Source organism: Yoonia sp. R78084, assembly GCF_044595625.1.
GTDB lineage: Bacteria > Pseudomonadota > Alphaproteobacteria > Rhodobacterales > Rhodobacteraceae > Yoonia.
On record NZ_CP138993.1, the window covers coordinates 2,720,901 to 2,743,278 of the forward strand.

Genomic DNA, 22,378 nt, shown 5'->3' on the forward strand with positions numbered 1-22,378 from the left:
GCCCTTCTGTCACCCTGCATAGCGTTCAGCCCGCCTGCTCTGCCATCCGCTCTTCGCGCTGCCGCCGCATGACGGCGCGTTTGGTGGTCAAGGACGCGGCAATCGTCCCGATGGTGACGATCCCGATCAGAATGGTGGAGAGCGCGTTGATTTCGGGGCTCACCCCCAAGCGGATCGAACTGAACACTTTGATCGGCAGCGTTGTCGCTGATGGCCCCGCGACAAATGATGCAATCACCAGATCATCAAGGGACAAGGTCAGCGCCAGCAACCAGCCCGAAATTACGGCGGGCGCGATGATGGGCAGGGTGACAAGGCGAAACGCCTCGAACGGGGTGCATCCAAGATCAAGGGCCGCCTCTTCGACCGAGCGGTCAAAGCTGACCAGACGCGAACTGACCACCACCGAGACATAGCACATCGCAAAAGTCCCGTGGGCGAGGATAATCGTGAACATACCACGGTCCAAGCCGATCGAGATAAAGAGCAGGAGCAGCGAAAGACCTGTAATCACTTCCGGCATCACGAGCGGCGCGTACATCATGCCCGAAAACAGGGTGCGCCCGTAGAAACGGCCGCCGCGCACCAGCACATAGGCCCCCATTGTGCCAAGGATCGTAGCAATAATGGATGAAAAGAACCCGACCTGGAACGTCACCCAGGCCGCGTCAAGAAACGACTCATTGCGCAACAACTCGCCATACCACTTGGTCGAAAACCCGCCCCAGACGGTGACTAGTCGGCTTTCGTTGAAGCTGTAGATGATCACAACGATCATCGGGATGTAGAGGAACGCAAAACCCAGTGTCAGCGATGTCGCGTTGAACCATGTCAGCCGTCTCATGTGTCGGCCTCCATCATCTTTTGCTCGTTGCGCTGGTAGAGCACGATCGGAATGATCAGGATCAGCAGCAGGATGACAGCCACGGCACCGGCCACCGGCCAATCGCGGTTGGCGAAGAATTCCTCATAGAGCACCTTGCCGATCATCAAGGTGTCAGAGCCACCCAACAGCGAGGGGATCACGAATTCGCCCAGCGCGGGGATGAAGACAAGGAAACAGCCCGCGATAATACCCGCCTTGGACAGGGGCACGGTGATGCGCCAGAACGCCTCGGTCCGTGAACAGCCCAGGTCTTCGGCAGCCTCTAGCAGCGATCCGTCAAGTTTAATCAACGTCGCATAGATCGGCAGAATCATGAAAGGGACATAGGTGTAAACGATCCCGATATAGACCGCGATGTTCGTGTTCAGGATCGTCAGCGGTTCGTTAATGATACCGATCCACATCAGAAACTGGTTCAGCATACCTTCCTGACTCAGGATGCCGATCAGCGAATAGACGCGGATCAGAAAGCTGGTCCAGAACGGCAGGATCACCAATAGCATCAAGGTCGGCTGCCATTCCTTGGGCGCATTTGCCATGCCGTAGGCGATGGGAAAGCCGATCAGCAAACAGATCGTCGTCGAGATGAACGCGATCTGCAAACTGGAAAGGTAGCTTTTCCAGTAAAGATCATCCGTCGCAAGAAACTCGTAATTCTCGAAATCCAGTTGCGACAGAAAATCACGAAAGCCCGCCCAACCTTCGGACAGTTCCAGCGTTGGTGTATAGGGCGGGATAGAAAGGGCAACATCCGACAGCGAGATCTTGAAGACGATCAGGAAGGGCACAAGAAAGAGAAGCAGCAGCCACCCGTAGGGAACCGCAATCAAAGAGAAACGACGCATGTTCATCGCGCGCTCCCTCAGCTTTCCAACACGATGCCGGCTGTATCGGTCCAGGATAGCCAGACCTCGTCATCCCAGGTAAACGGACGGCTTGACCGCCGGCGGGAGTTGGCGGTCTGCGCCTTGATGATCGTGCCATCCGGCAGCGCGACATGATAGGTCGACAGGTTACCCAGATAGGCGATGTCGAGCACCTTGCCGTGGACAATGTTGTTCCGGTCGGTCGGCCGTTCTGCGGAAATCGCAATCTTTTCAGGGCGGATCGCAAAGCTGACCTTGCCATCGGCAATCGGTTTCGACGGTGTGCCAATGATCGGGCTATGCCCTTCGGACCATGCAATCGACACCGTATCGCCCTGCTTGGTGGCGTAGCCTTCGATGATGTTCACATCGCCGATGAAATCCGCAACATAGGTGCTGTTCGGGGCCTCATAAATGCGGTCGGGGGTATCAACCTGCTTGAGCTTGCCATGGTCCATCACCGCGACGCGCGACGCAACGGTCATGGCCTCTTCCTGATCGTGGGTGACCACCACAAAGGTCGTACCGGTTTTTTCCTGAATATCCATCAGCTCGAACTGCGTGTCCTGTCGCAACTTCTTGTCGAGGGCGGACAACGGCTCATCCAGCAGCAAGAGCTTGGGCCCCTTGGCCAAAGCGCGCGCAAGGGCGACACGCTGGCGCTGACCACCGGAGATTTGCTCGGGTTTGCGGGCGCCGAATTTCTCGATCTGCACGAGCTTCAGCATCTGCTTGACCCGCGCGTCTATCTCGTCTTTTGGCATCTTCGAGCGGCGCAAGCCGAAGGCGATGTTTTCGTAAACCGTCAAATGGGGGAACAGCGCGTAGGACTGGAACATCATGTTCACGCTGCGCTTGTTTGGCGGGATGGGCGAGATGTCCTGCCCGTCCAACATGATCGTGCCGGATGTCGGTGTCTCGAACCCTGCCAGCATCCGCATCATTGTGGTCTTGCCGCAGCCCGAGGGGCCAAGCAGGGCAAAGAACTCACGCTCGAAAATATCGATGCTCAGATCATCAATCGCGGTGAAGTCGCCAAAGCGTTTCGACACATTTCGAAACTGGATCAACGGCTTTGCGTCAGGGTCGTTCCAAGGCTCAAATGCGGTTTGTGGCATAGGGATCGGGGCCTCAGATACTTGTATGTTGCAAAAGCCCCGGCCCGTGTTCCGGGCCGGGGTAGGTCTATCTTATGTGCCGGATTTCACCCGTGTCCACATCCGTGTGAGCGAACGCTGCGAGCGCGCATCAAAAGGTGTGGTTGTATAAAGCGTCTCAAGCGTTGCGGCATCCGGATAGATGGCCGGATCACCGATCACGTCTTCAACCAAGAGCTCTTGCGAGGCGAGGTTACCATTGGCGTAGTAGACGTAGTTGGACGCATCCGCCATGTTCTGGGCATCCAGGATGAAGTTCAGGAATGCGTGCGCGCCTTCGGGGTTCGGTGCATCCACAGGAATCGCCATCTGGTCGAACCACATCAAGGCACCCTCGACAGGGGCGTTATAGGCAATCTCGATGCCGTTCTCGGCCTCTGCTGCGCGGTCGCGTGATTGCAGGATATCACCGGACCAACCGAAAGCCACACAGATGTCGCCGTTCGCCAGAGCCGAGATATATTCCGAGCTGTGATATTTCTGAACATAGGGGCGGACAGCGGCCAGAACCGCCTCTGCTTTGGCCAGAGATTCATCGTCTTTCGCGTCAGGGTCCTCGCCAAGGTACTGCAACGCAGCCGGAACCATCTCGGTCGGTGCATCAAGGAAATGCACACCACAGTCAGCTAGTTTTTCCATGTTCGCAGGATCGAAAACCAACGACAGCGAATTGATCGGCGCGTCTTCACCCAAACGTGCAGTCACTTCACCAACGTTCACCCCAAGGCCTGTTGTGCCCCACATGTAGTTGATCGAATATTCGCCGCCCGGGTCATAGGTATTGGTGCGTGCGCTGACCACATCCCAGAGGTTGCCGATGTTGCTCAGCTGCGATTTATCGAGTGGCTGAAACGCGCCTGCTGCGATCTGGCGCTGCAGGAATGTCGCGGAGGGAACGACAACGTCATAGCCTGACCCACCAGCCAGAAGTTTCGTTTCCAAAACTTCGTTGCTGTCAAACACGTCATAGATCAGATCGAAACCGGTCTCTTCCTCGAACTTGGTCAACAGATCTTCGTCGATGTAGTCCGACCAGTTATAGACGCGCACTTCCTGAGCCCAGCCCGCCTGCGCAGCAAGCACGGCGGCCGCAAGTAGAGCGTATGTATTCGTTTTAGGCATGTAATCCTCCGTTAGGAATCCTATTCACTGGCAAGCAGCTTTGATGAAATCATAAGCGTTTGCAATCCCGTCTCATAAATTTGATAGGTTTTGACAACTTAAAGGGTTTATGAAAACAAGGATGCTTGGAACGCAGGCACAAAAATGACCGTACTGATCAGCAAAAAGCCGGAACACGAAACGATCTACCTGCGCGTCAAAGAGATGATTCTCTTTGGCGAGGTCGTTCCCGGACAGCCGGTCACGATACACGGACTGGCGGATTTGATCGGCACCGGCGTCACTCCTGCGCGCGAGGCAATCCGGCGATTGACAGCCGAAGGCGCCCTTGTCACGCTTGAAAACAGGCGCATCGCTGTACCCGCCATGACCACCCGCAGATTGCAGCAGATCGAACTGGTCAGACTGACCGTAGAACCGGAGCTTGCGGAAGCAGCGGTCGCATATGTTTCACAGAATGATATCAATGAATTAGAACGTCTCGACAGTCTCGTTGACGACGCCATTAAGGGCGGTGATATCCGCGGGTATCTGGAAGCAAATTACCGCTTCCATTTCCATCTCTATCACCTTGCCGACGCCGGTATTCTGCGTAGAATTGCGGAGAGTCTCTGGCTTCGTGTGGGGCCCTCGCTGCGGGTGGTCTGCGGGCGATATGGCACCGCAAATCTCGTGGATCACCATCGTGCGGCAATCCAGGCATTGCGTCAGGGCGATGCACTGAAAACACGCGAAGCCATGACACAGGATATCCGGCAAGGCATGGGGTTCATCCAACAAACAGCGACCGACTGAACGCACAAAATTCAAGCATCGCCATCGAGGTGGCGATTGACTATCACGGCACTTTTGATCAAATTATCGAGCAGCGGCCAAAGCGACCGCTCTCGCGCCTTAGGAGGCACCAATGTCATCAGCGAATAGCGCCAACTGGCAAGATTCTCTTTCCGAAGAGTTCACGACTTACAGCAAAGGCGCCAAAATCGACGGGGTGGAATGTATCATCCCCGACCTCGTCGGCACATCACGCGGCAAAACCATGCCTGCGACCAAATTCCGGCCCGATATCGAAATGGCACTCCCGATCTCGCTCTTTTACCAGACGGTTTCGGGCGATTACGTCGATATGGATATCGAAAACCAGTGGCTGGAAAAGGACACGATCCTCAGACCGGATATGTCAACCGCATGCGCAGTGCCCTGGGCGGATGATGTATCTGTGCAGGTGATCTGTGACATGTACAACCGCGACGGCACACCGCTTTCTGTGGCACCGCGGTCGATTCTGAAAAAGGTGATGGCCGCTTACGCCGAAAAAGGCTGGAAGCCCGTCATCGCGCCCGAGCTGGAGTTTTACCTCACAACACCCAACCTCGACCCGAATGATCCGATTGAGACACCCGTTGGCCGGACGGGGCGCAAGGTACCAAGCCGTCAGGTCTATTCCATGGTCGCGGTTGATGAATACGGGCCGGTAATTGACACGATTTACGCCTATGCCGAACAGCAGGGCCTGCCGATTGACACGCTGATCCAGGAAGGCGGCGCCGGCCAGATCGAGATCAACCTGATGCATGGTGACCCCCTGCATGTGGCCGATCAGGTGTTCTATTTCAAACGCACGATCCGCGAAGCGGCACTGAAGAACAACGTCTTTGCCACATTCATGGCCAAACCCAAACGGGATGAGCCGGGAAGCGCGATGCATGTGCATCAAAGCGTTGTGGACATTGAAACAGGCAAAAACATCTTCTCTGCCGAAGATGGCAGTGCCACAGATTTGTTCCGTTGGTTCACCGGTGGATCACAGACCTATCTGATGCAGGTCATGCCGCTGATGGCGCCTTACGTGAACTCCTTCCGTCGCCTGACGGTGGACGGGCAAAGCGCGCCTGCAAACCTTGAATGGGCCACCGATAACCGCACAACGGGGCTGCGCGTACCACATTCGCGGCCTGAATCGCGGCGCCTTGAAAACCGTGTCATCGGGATGGACTGCAATCCCTACATCGCAATCGCGGCATCTTTGGCCTCTGGCTATCTTGGCATGGTCAACAAGATCGAACCACGCGCAGAAGCCACGAAAGAGGTCTGGGAAAGCGACCTTCCCCTGCCCTCAAGCCTGCGCGAGGCGCTTGATTATTTCGAGGACGCGACAGAAATCCGCAGTTTCTTGGGCGAGGATTTCTGCCGCCTTTATGAACAAATCAAAGTCGCCGAAAACGAGGAATACCAACGCGAGATTTCGCCTTGGGAACGCCGCCACCTTCTTTTGAACGTCTAGCCCAGAGGTCCCCATGAACGTCATTACAAACTACCCCCCGACCGCTGAACTTCAGGCGCTCGATTCCGCGCACCACCTGCACCCCTTCAGTCATGCCAACGCGCTTGCCGAAAGCAAACCGCGCGTCATTACCTCGGCCAAAGGTGTCTGGCTGAAAGACAGCGACGGCCATGAGATCATTGACGGCATGGCGGGCCTGTGGTGCGTCAACATCGGCTATGGCCGCGAGGAACTGGCAGAGGTCGCGGCGCGCCAGATGAAGGAGTTGCCCTTCTACAACACCTTCTTCAAAACCACGCATATCCCCGCGATCATGCTGGCCAAGAAGCTCGCCGAACTAGCACCCGGTGACCTGAACCAGGTCTTCTTTGCCAATGGCGGGTCTGATGCGAATGACACGAACATTCGCCTTGTGCGGACCTATTGGGCCGAGAAAGGCGAACCCCAGCGCGATGTGATCATTTCGCGCTGGAACGCCTATCACGGCTCGACCATAGGAGGCGCGTCGTTGGGGGGCATGAAAGGGATGCACGGTCAGGGTGGCCTGCCAATCCCCGGCATTGAATTCATCGACCAGCCCCATTGGTGGGCCGAAGGCGGCGATATGACGCCCGAGGAATTCGGGCTGGAGCGCGCGCGCCAGTTGGAAGCGAAGATCAAGGAAATCGGGCCCGAACGTGTTGCGGCTTTCATCGCCGAACCAATTCAGGGTGCGGGCGGCGTGATCGTGCCGCCCGAAACCTATTGGCCGGAAATCCAGCGGATCGTCAAAAAATACGACATCCTGCTGATCGCGGATGAGGTGATCTGCGGCTTCGGGCGCACCGGCAACTGGTTCGGCTCGCAAACAGTCGGGATTTCGCCTGATATCATGACAATCGCCAAGGGTCTCAGCTCTGGCTACATCCCGATTGGCGGTTCCATCGTGTCCGATCGTGTGGCCGAGGTGCTGCGGGATACGGAGTTCAACCACGGCTACACCTACTCGGGTCACCCCGTGGCCTGTGCAGTGGCGTTGGAAAACCTGCGGATCCTCGAAGAGGAAGGCATGATCGAAAACGTGCGCGATGTGACAGCACCTTACCTGCGTGAAAAATGGGAAGCGCTGGCCGATCATCCTCTGGTCGGTGAGGCCAAGATCGTGGGCATGATGGCGTCGCTTGCACTGACACCCGATAAATCCAACCGCGCCGTCTTTGCCGCCGAGACAGGAACCGCCGGTTTCATCTGCCGCGACCGCTGTTTTGCCAACAACATCATCATGCGCAGTGTCGGCGACCGGATGATTATCTCACCGCCTTTGTCGATCACATGCGACGAGATCGACATCCTGATTGCGCGCGCGCGCAAGTCGCTGGACGAGGCCTATGAGAAACTGAAAGCTGACGATCTGCTGAAAGCTGGCTGATGGACCTGCTGAGCGTCAACGACCGCGCGGGTGAATACCCGCGTTCCTACTATGCCGACAGTGCGGCGCATCTGGACAGATTTCCCGCCGCAGCGGGTGATCTGGACTGTGATGTCTGCGTGGTGGGTGGCGGATTCACGGGGCTATCAACCGCCTATCATCTGGCCCAGCGCGGCTATGATGTGGTGCTGCTGGAAGCACAACGCGTGGGCTTTGGCGCCTCCGGTCGCAACGGTGGTCAGGTCGCGCGCGGTCAGCGGCGCGATCAGGAAGACCTTGAGGCGATGGTGGGCGATACCCACGCCCGCGCTTTATGGGATATCGGCTGTCAGGCGACGGATCTGGTGCGTGAACTGTGCAGCAAGGATGAGGTCCACACAGAATTTCACCCCGGCATCGTGCACACAGTCCACCGCGCGCGTGATCATGCCCACAACCACGCCTATGTCGCGCATATGCAGGACAAATACGGCGATGATAAAATCAGCCTGCTGTCACCCGAGGAATGCCGCGAGATTGTGAACTCGCCCGCCTATCATGGCGGGACGCTTGATATGGGCGCGGGGCATGTGAACCCGCTGGAGTTGGCTTTGGGCCTCGCGCGGCTTGCCACCAAAGCAGGCGCGCGGATATTCGAGGGTGCCAAGGTCACTGCGATTGACGAAGGTGATCCTGCTTGCGTCAAGACGGACGACGCAAACATCAAGGCGCGTTTTGTTGTGATGGGTTGCAACGGCTATCTGGGCACGCTGCAAAAACACGTGGCCGCCCGCGTCATGCCGATCAACAATTTCATCGTCTCGACCAAACCGATGACGCCCGAGGCGCAGAACCGGATTGTCCGCAACAACTATGCCGTCGCCGATAGCAAATTCGTGGTGAACTACTTTCGCTTCTCCGAGGATCACCGGCTCTTGTTCGGTGGCACCGAAAGCTATGGCTATAGGTTTCCCAAAGACATTGCGGGGGCCGTGCGCAAACCGCTGGCCGAGATTTTCCCCCAACTCAAAGATGTCGAGATTGACCATGCATGGGGCGGCACACTGGGCATCACGATGAACCGGATGCCGCATTTTGAACGGATTGGCGGGAATATCCTGACGATGTCAGGATTTTCGGGATCGGGTGTCGCGCTCGCGACGCTCTCGGGGCAGATCGCTGCGGAAACTATCGCAGGTCAGGCGGAACGGTTCGACATCATGGCACGTGTGCCGACATATCCGTTCCCCGGCGGGCCTAAGTTGCGTTCGCCTTTGCTGGTTTTGGCAATGTTGTGGTATAGCTTGCGCGATAAATTGTAGTTTCAATCACGTTGCCATGAGGTAAGGGCAACCAGACTTGCGTTGCGGGCGGCCGAAAGGTTGAATGCAAAAGGGCGCAGAGGCGCTTCTTGCCAATTTGCACGGTCTGGCACGTATTCCGCATCATGTGCCAACCGATACTTTGATGAGTAATTTTTAACAGTCTTATTGAATATCTAAGTTTAGGCCCAATTATGGCCCCAATTTCACCTGATTGCCCAATTATCAGGCAAGAAGTAATGGTGATAAGGTAGCATGGTATGAAAAGCATTTCGAAATCAATGGATCCTGACGAAGCAGCGAAGGCCTTCTTTGGTCAAGACGACGAAGCATTTTTGGAGATGCTGAAAAAGCTCGCGGCCAACGATCCGCGCTTGACTGATGTCTTTCAACGGACCCGCAAGCGGTTCCTGGACTCACAAAACTCCTGAGAATTCCCGACGGCGTGCATTGGATTTGACGCTCGGTAGGCGGCATGACAGCGCATTGGTCGCTCACAACTGCTTCAATCGGTCCAAAAACCCTGAAAACCGCTTGACCTTTCCCCCCCTGACAGGTTGAACCACCCACAGACTTTTCTAGGAAAAATGGGTGGTTTTCAGATGGACGACCAGAACAAGAACCTCATCTTGGCAACGGTGCTAAGCTTTGCCGTGATCGTGGCATGGACCACATTGTTCCCGCCTGAGGATCTGCCCGTTGATCCTGCGACCGAAAGCGCCCAACTGCTCGAAGATGCGACCTTGCCCGCGTCTGATCCAGTGGCCCCCACCGCCATGACGCCAACTGATGCGCCAGAGGCAGCCGCCGAGGCGCCACGTGTGCCGATTGAAACGGATGAACTGAGCGGTTCCATCTCCCTTTTGGGCGGTCGGATCGACGATCTGGCGCTGACGCAATACCGCGAAACGCTTGATGAGGGCGCACCGATTGTACGTCTGCTGAAACCTGTTGGCGAAGCGGGTGCCTATTTCGCGTCCTTCGGCTGGACCGCAACCGACGGCATCGATGCAAGCGCGGTTCCTGGCCCCGACACAGTCTGGTCACTGGAAAGCGGTGATACACTGACGCCAACCACCCCTGTGACCATTGCGTGGGACAATGGCGCAGGCCAGATTTTCCGCACCGAAATTTCGGTTGATGACGCCTATATGTTCAGCTTTGCCCAAAGCGTCGAGAACACGTCAGACGCAGCCGTTTCCGCGCGGCCCTATGGCATTCTGCGCCGCCACGGAGAGCCTGCCGACCTGAAAAACTTCTTCATCCTGCACGAAGGCATGGTGCGGATGACAGATGGTGAGCTCGAAGAAACCGGCTATAGCGATATTACAGAGTATGCCGTTGATCCGCGCGAACGCACACAGGCCGAGCGTCTGGATGTCACCTCATCCGGCTGGATCGGATATACCGACCACTACTGGATGACCACGCTGATCCCTGAACAGGGTGTGCCGTTCCGCTCCACCTCCAAGTACTTCGATGTCCGCGACCTCTATCAGGTCGAGGCTGTGATGCCGATTGAAACGGTTGCTGCCGGTGAAACCACCACCGTCACGACCCGTCTCTTTGCAGGTGCCAAGGAATGGGACGAAATCCGCCACTATCAGGACGAAGAAGGCGTTGACGGCTTTCTGGATAGCATTGACTGGGGCTGGTTCTTTTTCCTGACCAAGCCGATCTTTGCGCTGCTGCACTACCTGAACATCGTGATTGGCAACATGGGTTGGTCGATCCTCGCGCTGACCGTGATCCTAAAAATCATCGTGCTGCCGCTGGCCTATAAATCCTATGTCTCGATGGCAAAGATGAAAGAGCTTCAGCCGGAGATGGAGAAACTTAAAGAGCGCGCTGGCGACGACAAGCAGGCCATGCAGCAAGGCATGATGAAGCTCTACAAAGACAATAAGGTGAACCCTGCCGCAGGCTGTTTGCCGATCCTGTTGCAGATCCCGATCTTCTTCTCGCTCTACAAGGTGATCTTTGTCACGATCGAACTGCGCCACGCGCCATGGATCGGCTGGATCCGCGACCTTTCCGCGCCTGATCCATCATCCTTCCTGAACCTCTTCGGCTTGCTGCCCTTTGCGGCCCCCGAACCCGGCTCAATCCTTGCGCTGATCTTTATCGGTATCCTGCCAATCCTGCTGGGTGTGTCGATGTGGCTGCAGCAAAAGCTGAACCCGGCCCCGACAGACCCCACACAGCAGATGATCTTTGCGTGGATGCCATGGGTCTTCATGTTCATGCTGGGCCACTTTGCGTCCGGTCTGGTCCTGTACTGGATTGCCAACAACATCATCACCTTTACCCAGCAGTATGCAATTATGCGGAGCCACGGCGCCAAGCCGGATGTCTTTGGCAACATCAAGGCCAGCATCAAGAAAAAGGCTGCATCGGAAGACGCGAAGAAAGAGGGCAAGTAGATGGCACGTGTCGCCGCGTTGTGGCGGCACCCAATCAAAAGCCACGGGCGTGAACCGCTTGAGCAAGTCACGCTCATCTCTGGTCAGACGCTGCCTTGGGATCGCGTCTGGGCGGTCACGCATGAGGCCACAAGGTTTGATGCCGATGCACCCGAATGGGTGCCTTGCGCCAATTTCATGATTGGCACAGGCACGCCTGGCCTTGCCGGTATTTGGGCGATGCTTGATGATGTGGCGGGCAAGATCACCTTGCGCCACGACGCGTTAGGTGAGGTGAGCTTTGATCCGGATGACCCCTCGGATGCGGCGAAATTCCTTGAATGGGTGCGCCCCCTCTGCCCGCCCGACAAACGCCAGCCGACGGGGCTTGCCAAAGTGCCCGCGCGCGGGATGACAGACACGGATTATCCCTCGGTCTCGATCATGACGAAGGCCAGCCATGAGGCTGTGGCGGACAGGTTGGGACACCCGCTTGAGGTGGAACGCTGGCGCGGCAATATCTGGCTGGATGGCACCGCTGCATGGGAAGAAATGACGTGGGTCGGCAAGGATGTGCAAATCGGCGAAGCCGTCTTGCAGGTCGTCGAACCCATTGAACGCTGCAAGCATACGATGGCCAACCCGCGCACGGGCGAACGTGACGTTGATACGCTCTCGGCTTTGCGCGATGGTTGGAACCATCAGGATTTTGGCGTCTATGCCAAGGTCATCAAGGGCGGTAAGATCGCCCTCAACGATACGGCAAAGGTAATCTGAAATGGAAATGCGCTTTCCCGAAGTGGAAGAGCCTGACGCACAAACGCTTGAAAAGGGTCGCCTGCTTTTTGCTGGCGAAACCGAATTCGTCAAAGGCGTCGTCGCGATGGACGGGCTGCCCCCTGCGGACCGGATCGAGGTCTGCTTTGCGGGCCGCTCGAACGTTGGCAAATCATCCCTGATCAACGCGCTGACAGGGCGCAAAGGATTGGCGCGCGCCTCAAACACGCCGGGGCGCACGCAGGAAATCAACTACTTCACGGCAGGCGACATCTATGTCGTCGACCTGCCCGGCTATGGTTTTGCCAATGCGCCTGTGGCGGTTGTTGAAAAGTGGCAGCGCCTGCTCAAGCAATACCTCTCGGGTCGTCAGACCCTGCGCCGCGTCTTTGTGCTGATTGACGCGCGGCACGGGGCCAAAGCGGTGGATGAAGAGATCATGTCACTGCTGGATAGCTCGGCTGTGACCTTTCAGGTTGTCATGACCAAGGTCGACAAACTGCGCGGTGACGCGCTGCAAACCTCGCTTGACAAGACCCGCGCCGCATTGGCCAAACACCCCGCGGCATTTCCTGAACTGATCCTGACGTCGTCCGAAAAGGGTGATGGTATTGCGACGCTGCGCGCCGTCATTGCGGGAATAGAATGAATACAAGGAAACAAGATATGAACCGTGACTGGATCGCAACCGCGCGAACTCTGTCAGAGGCACTCCCTTATCTACAGCGCTATTCCGGCGCAGTTGTCGTGATCAAATTCGGCGGCAACGCCATGGGCGACGCAAATGCGATGGCCGAATTTGCCCGCGATATCGTCTTGATGCGGCAGGTTGGCATGAACCCCGTCGTCGTGCATGGCGGCGGCCCCATGATCAACGAAATGCTGGATAAACTGGGGATCAAATCTGAATTCGTGCGCGGCAAACGTGTCACGGATAAGGACACGGTCGAAGTGGTCGAGATGGTGCTGACCGGTCTGGTGAACAAGCGGATCGTGCAGGCCATCATGGATGAAGGCGGGCGGGCAGTTGGCCTGTCTGGCAAGGATGACGACCTCATGGTCGCCGAGGCCGACGATCCTGAACTTGGCTTTGTCGGCAAACCCATCGAAATGAACGTGCAAGTGTTGCGCGACCTGTTTTCTGCCGGGATTATTCCGGTGGTTGCACCCGTTGCCACAGGCATGGACTTCAACGAGACCTTCAACGTCAACGGCGACACAGCGGCCGGTGCCATTGCCGGTGCGCTGAAAGCGGACCGCCTGCTTCTCCTAACAGACGTGGCAGGTGTTAAGGACGCCGAAGGCAATGTGATCACCCAGATCACCCCTGAACAGGTCCGCGCGATGATTGCTGACGGTACGATTTCCGGCGGCATGATCCCGAAAACGGAAACCGCCCTTGATGCGATTGAAAAGGGCGTGCGTGCTGTTGTGATCCTTGATGGCCGGCTGCCAAACGCCAGCCTGTTGGAACTTTTCACCGAACATGGCGCCGGTTCCATCATTCGCGCACCCCGCGATTAAATGTCGAGGCACGTGGGCATTGCGGCTGACTTGGGCGCATTGCTCGTACCCCATGGGCTGCAGCCCTTGGGCGACTGCCCCGACGGGGACAGCACGATTACCTTGATCGGCCCCGATGAACCTGCCTTCTGGCCCATCTTTGCGGCCTGTCCTGAATACAAGGACGGGCAGCCTGACCCGATGGACCGCTGGTCTACCCGCATCTTCGGTGAATTGGCCGTGACGCTTGACGCAGAACCGCTCTTCCCGTTCGGCGGCCCACCCTATGCGCCGTTCTTTACGTGGGCCAAACAAACGGGGCGGTTCTGGACATCACCGATCGGATTTCTGGTGCATGACACGGCAGGGCTCTTCACGTCTTTCCGTGGTGCGTTACGCTGGAAAAAGCCAGCGGAAATTGGCAGCAACCAAAAGCCCTGCCTGACATGCGCACAACCCTGCGCCTCCGCCTGCCCTGTGGGCGCGTTTATCGACGGCTATGATGTTGCCGCCTGCAAAGCCCACGTCGCCTCAGAAGCAGGTGCGACCTGCCGCGCCGGAGGATGTCTTGCGCGCCATGCCTGCCCAGTGGGTAAAGGGACCCGCCTGCCCGCCCAATCCGCGTTCCATATGGAGGCCTTCCTGTGACCCTGCGCCTGATCCTGATCCGCCATGCGAAATCAAGCTGGAGCGATCCATTCGCCGATGATCATGCGCGTGTGCTGAACGCGCGCGGACGTGCATCAGCCGAGGCGATTGGCGCATGGATGGCGGCAGAGGGCTATCTGCCCGATGTGGTGCTTTGCTCTGATGCGATACGAACCCGAGAGACAGCGGCACTCATCCTGCCTTCACTGGACCCGCAGCCCAAGCTGGAGTTGACCGGCACGATCTATCACGCATCGCCCGATACGATCCTTGATTTGCTGCACCGGCAAACAGCCCAGAACGTCGCCGTCATCGGCCACAACCCCGGCATCGGCATGCTGGCCAATATCCTGGTCAGGGTTCCACCGAAACATCACCGTTTCAGCGACTATCCGACATGCGCCACCACAGTGATTGATTTCGACGGAGAGAGCTGGATGCAGGCCAAAGCCCGAACCGGCTATTGCAAAGCCTTCGTCGTGCCGCGCGATCTGATCGGCACTTCGGCGCAGGATATTGAATGAAAAAGCCCCGGCGCTGACCGGGGCTTCTTTTAATCGAATTTGATTGGTTCTAATGACCCAAAATCTGGCTCAGGAACAACTGGGTCCGGTCCGATTGCGGGTTGTTGAAGAACTCTTCAGGTTCGTTCTGTTCCACGATCTGGCCCTGGTCCATAAAGATCACGCGGTTGGCGACCTGACGGGCAAAGCCCATCTCGTGGGTCACGCAGAGCATGGTCATGCCCTCTTCGGCCAGCTCGATCATGGTGTCGAGCACCTCTTTGATCATCTCGGGGTCAAGCGCGGATGTCGGTTCGTCAAATAGCATGATGCGCGGGCGCATGCACAGCGAACGGGCAATCGCCACACGCTGCTGCTGACCACCGGACAACTGGCCTGGGTACTTGTCGGCCTGCTCGGGGATTTTGACCTTCTCAAGGAAGTGCATCGCGGTTTCTTCGGCTTCCTTCTTGGGCGTTTTGCGTACCCAGATCGGGGCCAGCGTGCAGTTCTCGAGGATCGTCAGGTGCGGGAAGAGGTTGAAGTGCTGGAAACACATCCCGACCTCTGACCGGATCTTGTCGATATTCTTGAGATCCGAGGACAGCACGGTGCCATCCACGGTGATCTTGCCCTGCTGGTGCTCTTCCAACGCGTTGATGCAGCGGATCAGCGTCGACTTACCGGACCCCGAGGGGCCACAGATGACGATCCGCTCGCCGCGATAGACCGTCAGGTCGATGTCGCGCAGCACGTGGAAAGAACCATACCATTTGTTCATGCCTTCAATGGTAATCGCGAGTTCGTCCGAGACTTTGAGTTGTTTTGCTTCGGCCATAGTTTCAGCCTCCTATCGGTGGTCGGTTGCGAGCCTGCGCTCCAACCATTGTGAGTATTGTGAAATGCCGTAGCACACGACGAAGAACAGAACCGAGGCCGCCATGAACAGCTCCCAGTAAACCCCGTTCCAGTCGGTGGACGACAGGATCGGACCGCGGATCATACCAACGAGATCGAACATCGAAATGACCGACACTAGCGTGGTGTCCTTGAACAGTCCCACAGCCACGTTCACGATGCCCGGGATCGAGATTTTGAGCGCCTGCGGCAGGATGATCAGACGCATCGCCTGCGCATAATCAAGCCCGAGACTGTCAGCGGCCTCGTACTGGCCCTTCGGCAAAGCGGCCAGACCCCCGCGGATCACCTCGGCGATATAGGCGGCCGAGAACATAGTGATCATGATGATCACCCGCAGGATAAGGTCAAACGTTGTCCCCGGTGGCAGGAAGTAGGCCAGAACCACGTTTGCCACGAAGAGCAGGGTGATCAGCGGCACGCCACGGATGAACTCGATGAAGATCACGCAGATCCACTTGATGATCGGCATGTCTGACTGACGGCCCAGCGCCAGCACGATACCCAAGGGCAGCGAGAGCGACACACAAACCACGCCCAGCGTCATGTTGAGCATAAAGCCCCCCATGTCGCGCGACTGCACGGCCTCAAGGAACGGCTCGGCAGGCGCGATAGCACCGACAATGTATCCGCCGATAAACCACGCGATAAACGCGGCAATCACGCCACCGAAAAAGCCCATCGCAAAGCTGTCTTTGACGAAGCGCGCATACACAAGGTATCCGATGATAATGCCCAGCAGTGCAAAGAGTGGGGTATAGATCGTGCCACCCCAGATCAGCCAGTAGGCCAGGAACGGATAGATCGCTGTGAAGAGCAGCAATTTACGCGGCAGGTCGAAGAACATGACCGGTGCAGCCGCGACAAACAGCAAAAGGAAGGCCAGTCCCGGACGCCAGTAGAATTCAGACGGGTAACTGAACCCGAACAGAAGCTGGTTCCAGCGCTCCGTGATAACCGAGAAACATGCGCCCGTGGCGCCATCAAGGATTTCACGACACTCTGCCAGAGAGTTTGTGTTCCAGATGCCATTTGCCATCCAGGGGAATGCGCCTGTCACCAGCTGATAGATCACATAAAGCGATACCAGCGTCAGGATACTGTTGGGGATGCTCGAGAACAGGTTCTCGCGCATCCATTTGACCACACCTGCCTCGCTTGCGGGCGGGGGCAACTGCGGCAGGGTTTCGGTGCGAACAAAAGCGACTGAGGTGTTATCTGACATATCAGCGCTCCTTCAGCTTAACAGAGTTGTTGTAGACGTTCATCACAGCCGAGATCAGCAGTGAGATCGTCAGATAGAACAGCATCAGCAGCAGAATACATTCGATTGCACGGCCGGTCTGGTTCAGGGTGATCCCGCCCAGCGTGGACGTGACATCCATATACCCCACAGCAATCGCCAAAGAGCTGTTCTTTGTGATGTTCAGATACTGCGAAATCAGCGGCGGGATGATGACCCGCAAAGCCTGCGGCAGAATCACAAGGTTCATAATCCGTCCGGGACGCAGACCAAGCGAAGCTGCCGCCTCTGTCTGGCCCTTGGAAATCGCCTGAATACCGGCACGCACGTTTTCCGCGATAAAGGCACCGGTGTAGATCGCCAGAGCAAACCAAAGCGCGATCAAAGACCCACGCAGGTGAAGCCCGCCTTGGAAGTTGAAGCCTTGCAGCGAAGGGTAGTCCAGAGTGATCGGACGACCGAGGATGAAGTAGGCAAGGATCACGGGAACAAAAAACAGCACCACAGATGGCCACAGCATCGGCAAGAGCTGGCCCGTGTCATAAAGTTTTTTGGTCGCGTATCTGCGATAAGCAAAGATCCCGATGATCGAGGCGATAAAGACCCCGATGACGATCCAGCCACTTGCACCGTCAATCACCGGCGCGGGTGAATAGACGCCGCGGTTGGTAAAGGCGAACGCGTCAAAGAGCATCCCCGCGGTTGCATCGTCACCCCGGAAATCACGGGGCGCCGGCATGCTAACGGTCATGATCGAGAAGATAATGATGATCCAGATCAGAACGGGAATGTTCCGGAAGATCTCGACATAGAACGCCATCAGCTTGCGCACGACCCAGTTGTTCGACAAGCGCAGAACACCGGCGATCACACCAAAGATGGTCGCGGTCACACAGGCGAGGAAGGCGACAATCAGGGTGTTGATAATCCCCACAACCGCAGCCCGCAGGTGCGATGACTGGCTGTCATATTCGACGACGGTCTGATTGATGTCATATCCTGCAGGATCGCCCAGAAAGCCGAAAGAAATGTTGAGACCCTGCGCGGCAAGGTTGCTCACCAGATTGATGCCCAGATAGGCCATGAAGCCGATCAGAAGCACGAGAGCGATGAATTGAAAAGTGTAGGATCGATAACGCGTGTCGTTGATAAGCATCGACAGGCGGAACGACCCCTGTGGTGGGTCTGTGACCGACGTCATTATGTATTCCCCGTTGCTTCGGTGCTTTTGGATTTGGTTGCTTAAGCAACTCGTTTGCGCCGATTTTTATGGTCGTCTTGGTGAAAGGGCGCGGTTTGCACCGCGCCCTTTGATCTTATCCGAAGTCCTTAGCGGAATGGAGGCGTGTACAGCAGACCACCATCTGTCCACTGCGCGTTCAGACCGCGTGCCAGACCGATTGGTGTGTTCTCACCGATGTTGCGCTCGAACAGCTCACCGTAGTTACCACCAGCCGCGATTGCGTTCTTCGCCCAGTCTGCTTCCAGACCCAGCATTGCGCCCAGTTCACCTTCGGTGCCCAGCAGACGATTGATTTCCGGGTTGCCTGTTGGTGCAGCTGCCAGCTCTTCGATGTTGGCAGATGTGACGCCCAGTTCTTCAGCGGCGATCAGCGCATTGAGCGTCCAACGCACAACGTCACCCCAGTCGTTGTCGCCATGGCGGACAAGCGGACCAAGAGGCTCTTTCGAGATGATCTCTGGCAGGATGATGTGATCCTGTGGGTTCTCGAATGCAGCACGTGTCGCAGCCAGACCGGATGCGTCAGTTGTGTAAACGTCGCATGCACCGGCAAGGTACTGCTGCTGACCTTCAGCGTTTGTTTCGATTGGCACTGGCTCATAGCTGATGTTGTTGGCGCGGAAGTAGTCGGCCAGGTTCAGCTCGGTTGTTGTACCGGTTTGGATGCAGACAGTCGCACCGTCGAGTTCTTTCGCGGAAGACACGCCAAGATCACGTGGTGCAATGAAGCCCTGACCGTCGTAGTAGTTGATGCCAACGAATTCGAACTTCAGGTCCACGTCGCGGCTGAATGTCCATGTTGTGTTGCGTGCCAGCATGTCGATCTCGCCGGAAGCCAGCGCTGTGAAGCGTGTCTTACCAGTTGTTGGAACGAATTCGACTGCATTCGGATCACCCAAAACAGCAGCAGCAACAGCGCGGCAAACGCCCACGTCAAAGCCGTCCCACACGCCGTTCGCGTCTGGTGAAGCGAAGCCGATCAGGCCAGTTGTGACGCCACAGTTCAGTGTGCCGCGCTCTTTCACGTCATCAAGCGTTGCCGCCGAAGCCATGCTTGCAGCAAAACCTGCAACAGTGAGTGCGCCGTAAAATGCGGTTTTTTTCATTTTTACCTCTTCCTGAGTTTCTGCCCCATAATCAGAGCAGCCAATTTTTATCCCGTCCCGATAGACAGTCATGATGGATGAGCTGGTCGAACCAACTCAATGAACAGAGAGTTTGGGTATTCTGGCCTAGAGTCAAGGGCAGCAGCCGAAAAACACAGGGCAGATGCCACTAAATGAGGCACTTTTCGGTGTGATCGGTGCAAACACTGGCTTTCCCTTAGGTCAGTGAAAACCTGTAAAACCGTGCAGCATCCTCAAAGGCCTGCCGTTTGATCGCTTCCGCGGCGGTGGCCTCTTCGTCTTCACCCCACTGCGAAACCTGCCAGTGTTCATCTATGCGTGAAAGTAACCATGCCTTTTCAACCGCGACGGCCTCGCGCGTCACCCCGAGTGCGAGGATCAAAGAGCCCGAGAGGCTGATCAGATCGTGCACAGCGGCCAGTGCGAACTCATCGAACGCTGCAAGCTCATTTCTCAGCTGGGCAAGCGCCTCGGGCGGTTGCGCGACATGCATCACCCCTTCCCCGACAGCAAGCCGCACACCCAGCGCATCCGCCGCCCAGTCCAGCATCGGATCCCACGCCTCGGCCTGTTTCCGGATCAGGCCCTCAGGTCCGGCAGCGCGGTAACACAGCAGATCGCTGTCACCATATTCTGCAAGCAAGTCCACGACTTCGTCGCGCTGGGTGCGGACCTTATCAATGGCGGCGTTCGCACCACGGGTTACCGGCATGGTGCGTGGATCAATCAGCTCTTGCTGCGCATCCCATTCAGCGGCAATCGCTTGGGCCATTACAAGGGTCGGTACCGCCAGCGGTGCTTTTGCAGGCGTTCGGACCGGACGCCCGTCAAGCAACACGGTGAAACCATCATCACAGGCCTCGGCCTGCGCCTTTTTCCAAAATCGCTTTGGTTTCCAGTCACTCATCGGTCAGACACCTATCAGTTGATCCACAGTACCGGCCAGCGCTGCGAAATCGTCAATCATTGCATCGGGTTGCAGGGTCTCTGCAGGATGATAGCCCCAAGTGACCCCGATCTTTTTGATACCCGCCGCGCGCGCCATATCCATGTCGAACGTCGTATCACCCAGCATGACGGCCTTTTGCGGCGCAACACCGGTTTCATTCAGCGCCGTCAGAATCATCGAAGGATTCGGTTTGGACGGATGATGGTCCGCCACCTGTTCGGAATGGAACACCCCCGTCAGCCCGTGCCGTTCGAGCACCTTATCAAGTCCCCGCCGCGACTTGCCTGTCGCCACCGCCAAAAGCGTGTGATCCTGTGCGCGCAACACATCCAGCGCATCAAGCGCACCGGGAAACAATGGGCCCATCTCTTGGTTCTGGGTGCGCAGCGACATGAAGGCGTCTTTGTAGGCCTCTACCATCCGTGCGCGGCGGGGCGCGCCGATATCGGCGCAAAGGGTTTGAAATGCTTCTGCCAATGACAACCCGACAATCGACAAAACCGTTGCGCGCTCTGGCAAAGCCAGCCCTTCGGACTGAAACGCCAGCGCCATCGCCGCCAGGATCTCGGCCTGACTGTCGACAAGTGTTCCGTCGACGTCAAAAATCACCAGCCGCAGTTCACTCATCAGGCATATTGAACGGATCAACGGGCGCGTGGCCGACAACCCAGCCCACGAAATCCCAGGTGTTTTGCATATGCTCTGGCAAAGGCGCTGTAATGTGTAGAATTGCACCTGTCGCAGGGTGTTCGATCGTCAGGCTGCGCGCATGCAAATGCAACTTGCGCCCGATCTCGCTCCCCATGCCAGCGCCCCAGCCGTCACCGAGGTTTTCCTGACCTGACCCGCCATATTTGCCATCACCGATGATCGGATGGCCGATCTCGGCCATATGCGCGCGCAACTGGTGTGTGCGGCCCGTGATCGGGACCAAAGCACACCACGACGCGCGGCTGGCCAGCGTATCCATAACCGCGTAATCACTGACCGCACGTTTCGCGCCCTCGACGCTGTCCAAATCACGCGGATGCACGCAGCGCATCTTTTCGTTCTCGCCACCGCGGCCATGACCTGCGGCTTTCACCAACCCGTATTTGATCGTGCCCGCACGTGGATGCGGGACACCCGCAACGGCGGCCCAGTAGATCTTGCGCGTCTCGCGGTGCTTGAGGTTCTCGGTCAACTGCTTGGCCATCATGCGGGTACGGGCCAGCAGCAGAACACCGGATGTATCCTTGTCCAGACGGTGCACAAGACGCGGCTTTTCGTCGTAATCAAACATCAAAGCCTCGGCCAATCCGTCCACATGGCGTGCCGTGTTTGTCCCGCCTTGGGTGGCCAAACCATGCGGCTTGTTGATGGCAATGATATGCTCGTCCTTGTAGATCACGCAGGACTGGATCAGCTTGGCATCCGCCTTGGTCACGCCACGCTTGGCGAGGTTGGCTGCCGCAGCGGCCTCTTCCTCGGTCGGCAAAGGTGGGATTCGTACCTTTTGCCCGATATCCAGACGCGTGTTCGATTTCACCCGCCCGCCATCAACACGCAACTCGCCTTTGCGGCACATCTTTTCGATCCGCCCTTGGGTCAGATGCGGGAACAGGCGGCGTAGATAGCGGTCCAGCCGCTGGTCACCATCGTCAGGGCCGATCACCCGCGTTTGTACGCCACTCATGTCGTCATTCCTTTGGCAAGCCACAGACCCAGCCCGCAGGCCATCAAGGACAGAACCACCGAGCCCGCGACATAGGCACCTGCGGCGGTGAAACGTCCCTCTTCAAACAGACGCAATGCGTCCAACGTAAAAGCCGAGAAGGTGGTGAAGCCACCCAAGAGCCCCGTCATCACAAACGGCAACCAATGCTGCAACCCGCGGTCCGCCAGATGCACCCAGATCACGCCAATGGCAAAGGACCCGACTACATTGACCGTCAGCGTGCCCAATGGAAACGCCACGGTCAAACCGACCACATAGCGAAGCACAGAGCCGATCGCCCCACCGAGGGCCACAGAGATTACAGGTGTCATCATGCCGCCCCCA

At 57.2% G+C, this 22,378-nt stretch carries 23 protein-coding genes; 11 read left to right on the forward strand and 12 right to left on the reverse strand.

Features of this window, described 5'->3' with window-relative positions; translation table 11 throughout:
• Positions 1-25: 25 nt before the first annotated feature.
• The 4 genes from SJY29_RS13655 to SJY29_RS13670 all read right to left on the reverse strand — a co-directional run bounded on the left by SJY29_RS13655 (position 26) and on the right by SJY29_RS13670 (position 4,031).
• The gene (locus tag SJY29_RS13655) at positions 26-844 is read right to left on the reverse strand and encodes an ABC transporter permease (protein ID WP_110278029.1); all 819 of its coding nucleotides are present in this window, start codon (positions 842-844) and stop codon (positions 26-28) included.
• Entirely contained in the window at positions 841-1,731 is an 891-nt protein-coding gene (locus tag SJY29_RS13660; RefSeq protein WP_110278521.1) for an ABC transporter permease subunit, read from the reverse strand. The genes SJY29_RS13655 and SJY29_RS13660 overlap by 4 nt, the downstream gene beginning before the upstream one ends.
• Before the next feature lie 17 nt (positions 1,732-1,748).
• The gene (locus tag SJY29_RS13665; RefSeq protein ID WP_110278028.1) at positions 1,749-2,870 is read right to left on the reverse strand and encodes an ABC transporter ATP-binding protein; all 1,122 of its coding nucleotides are present in this window, start codon (positions 2,868-2,870) and stop codon (positions 1,749-1,751) included.
• A 72-nt stretch (positions 2,871-2,942) separates the two neighbouring features.
• Entirely contained in the window at positions 2,943-4,031 is a 1,089-nt protein-coding gene (locus SJY29_RS13670) for a polyamine ABC transporter substrate-binding protein (protein WP_400083830.1), read from the reverse strand.
• 144 nt (positions 4,032-4,175) lie between these two features.
• On the opposite strand from SJY29_RS13670, the gene SJY29_RS13675 reads away from it, so the two are divergent.
• The 11 genes from SJY29_RS13675 to SJY29_RS13725 all read left to right on the forward strand — a co-directional run bounded on the left by SJY29_RS13675 (position 4,176) and on the right by SJY29_RS13725 (position 14,878).
• On the forward strand, positions 4,176-4,826 hold the full coding sequence (locus SJY29_RS13675) for a GntR family transcriptional regulator (RefSeq protein ID WP_400083832.1): 651 nt from the start codon (positions 4,176-4,178) through the stop codon (positions 4,824-4,826).
• A 112-nt stretch (positions 4,827-4,938) separates the two neighbouring features.
• Positions 4,939-6,315 carry a glutamine synthetase family protein gene (locus tag SJY29_RS13680; protein ID WP_400083834.1) on the forward strand — a complete coding sequence of 459 codons (1,377 nt, stop codon included), beginning with the start codon at positions 4,939-4,941 and terminating at the stop codon, positions 6,313-6,315.
• A 13-nt stretch (positions 6,316-6,328) separates the two neighbouring features.
• On the forward strand, positions 6,329-7,723 hold the full coding sequence (locus tag SJY29_RS13685; RefSeq protein ID WP_400083836.1) for an aspartate aminotransferase family protein: 1,395 nt from the start codon (positions 6,329-6,331) through the stop codon (positions 7,721-7,723).
• Positions 7,723-9,024 (forward strand): NAD(P)/FAD-dependent oxidoreductase, encoded by a 1,302-nt coding sequence (locus tag SJY29_RS13690; RefSeq protein WP_400083838.1) that lies wholly within the window; start codon positions 7,723-7,725, stop codon positions 9,022-9,024. The genes SJY29_RS13685 and SJY29_RS13690 overlap by 1 nt, the downstream gene beginning before the upstream one ends.
• Before the next feature lie 281 nt (positions 9,025-9,305).
• A complete protein-coding gene (locus SJY29_RS13695) occupies positions 9,306-9,455 on the forward strand; it encodes a hypothetical protein (RefSeq protein WP_400083840.1) in 150 nt (49 codons plus the stop codon).
• Positions 9,456-9,626: 171 nt separating this feature from the next.
• Positions 9,627-11,447: a membrane protein insertase YidC gene (gene yidC, locus SJY29_RS13700; protein WP_400088937.1), complete on the forward strand. Its 1,821-nt coding sequence runs from the start codon at positions 9,627-9,629 to the stop codon at positions 11,445-11,447.
• On the forward strand, positions 11,448-12,203 hold the full coding sequence (locus tag SJY29_RS13705; RefSeq protein WP_400083841.1) for an MOSC domain-containing protein: 756 nt from the start codon (positions 11,448-11,450) through the stop codon (positions 12,201-12,203).
• 1 nt (position 12,204) lies between these two features.
• Complete coding sequence (gene yihA, locus SJY29_RS13710; protein ID WP_055295625.1) at positions 12,205-12,852, forward strand: ribosome biogenesis GTP-binding protein YihA/YsxC; 648 nt, start codon at positions 12,205-12,207, stop codon at positions 12,850-12,852.
• A 17-nt stretch (positions 12,853-12,869) separates the two neighbouring features.
• Positions 12,870-13,727: an acetylglutamate kinase gene (argB, locus tag SJY29_RS13715; protein WP_400083843.1), complete on the forward strand. Its 858-nt coding sequence runs from the start codon at positions 12,870-12,872 to the stop codon at positions 13,725-13,727.
• Entirely contained in the window at positions 13,728-14,354 is a 627-nt protein-coding gene (locus SJY29_RS13720) for a ferredoxin (protein WP_400083845.1), read from the forward strand.
• Positions 14,351-14,878: a histidine phosphatase family protein gene (locus tag SJY29_RS13725; RefSeq protein WP_110278019.1), complete on the forward strand. Its 528-nt coding sequence runs from the start codon at positions 14,351-14,353 to the stop codon at positions 14,876-14,878. Before SJY29_RS13720 ends, SJY29_RS13725 begins: the two co-directional genes overlap by 4 nt.
• Positions 14,879-14,927: 49 nt before the next feature.
• Here the strand turns inward: SJY29_RS13725 and SJY29_RS13730 are convergent, their stop codons facing one another.
• From SJY29_RS13730 to SJY29_RS13765, 8 genes are all read right to left on the reverse strand, one after another.
• Positions 14,928-15,695: an amino acid ABC transporter ATP-binding protein gene (locus SJY29_RS13730; RefSeq protein ID WP_110278018.1), complete on the reverse strand. Its 768-nt coding sequence runs from the start codon at positions 15,693-15,695 to the stop codon at positions 14,928-14,930.
• 12 nt (positions 15,696-15,707) lie between these two features.
• Positions 15,708-17,000, reverse strand: a complete 1,293-nt coding sequence (locus SJY29_RS13735) for an amino acid ABC transporter permease (RefSeq protein WP_110278017.1) — start codon at positions 16,998-17,000, stop codon at positions 15,708-15,710.
• A gap of 1 nt (position 17,001) precedes the next feature.
• A complete protein-coding gene (locus SJY29_RS13740; RefSeq protein ID WP_400083848.1) occupies positions 17,002-18,219 on the reverse strand; it encodes an amino acid ABC transporter permease in 1,218 nt (405 codons plus the stop codon).
• Between the two features lie 128 nt (positions 18,220-18,347).
• The gene (locus tag SJY29_RS13745; protein WP_110278015.1) at positions 18,348-19,367 is read right to left on the reverse strand and encodes an amino acid ABC transporter substrate-binding protein; all 1,020 of its coding nucleotides are present in this window, start codon (positions 19,365-19,367) and stop codon (positions 18,348-18,350) included.
• A 217-nt stretch (positions 19,368-19,584) separates the two neighbouring features.
• The gene (locus SJY29_RS13750; RefSeq protein WP_400083850.1) at positions 19,585-20,295 is read right to left on the reverse strand and encodes an ATP12 family chaperone protein; all 711 of its coding nucleotides are present in this window, start codon (positions 20,293-20,295) and stop codon (positions 19,585-19,587) included.
• A 3-nt stretch (positions 20,296-20,298) separates the two neighbouring features.
• Positions 20,299-20,964 carry an HAD-IA family hydrolase gene (locus SJY29_RS13755; protein WP_400083852.1) on the reverse strand — a complete coding sequence of 222 codons (666 nt, stop codon included), beginning with the start codon at positions 20,962-20,964 and terminating at the stop codon, positions 20,299-20,301.
• Positions 20,957-22,012 carry an RluA family pseudouridine synthase gene (locus tag SJY29_RS13760; protein WP_110278012.1) on the reverse strand — a complete coding sequence of 352 codons (1,056 nt, stop codon included), beginning with the start codon at positions 22,010-22,012 and terminating at the stop codon, positions 20,957-20,959. The genes SJY29_RS13755 and SJY29_RS13760 overlap by 8 nt, the downstream gene beginning before the upstream one ends.
• Positions 22,009-22,368 (reverse strand): fluoride efflux transporter FluC, encoded by a 360-nt coding sequence (locus SJY29_RS13765; protein WP_400083854.1) that lies wholly within the window; start codon positions 22,366-22,368, stop codon positions 22,009-22,011. Before SJY29_RS13765 ends, SJY29_RS13760 begins: the two co-directional genes overlap by 4 nt.
• Between the last annotated feature and the right edge of the window lie 10 nt (positions 22,369-22,378).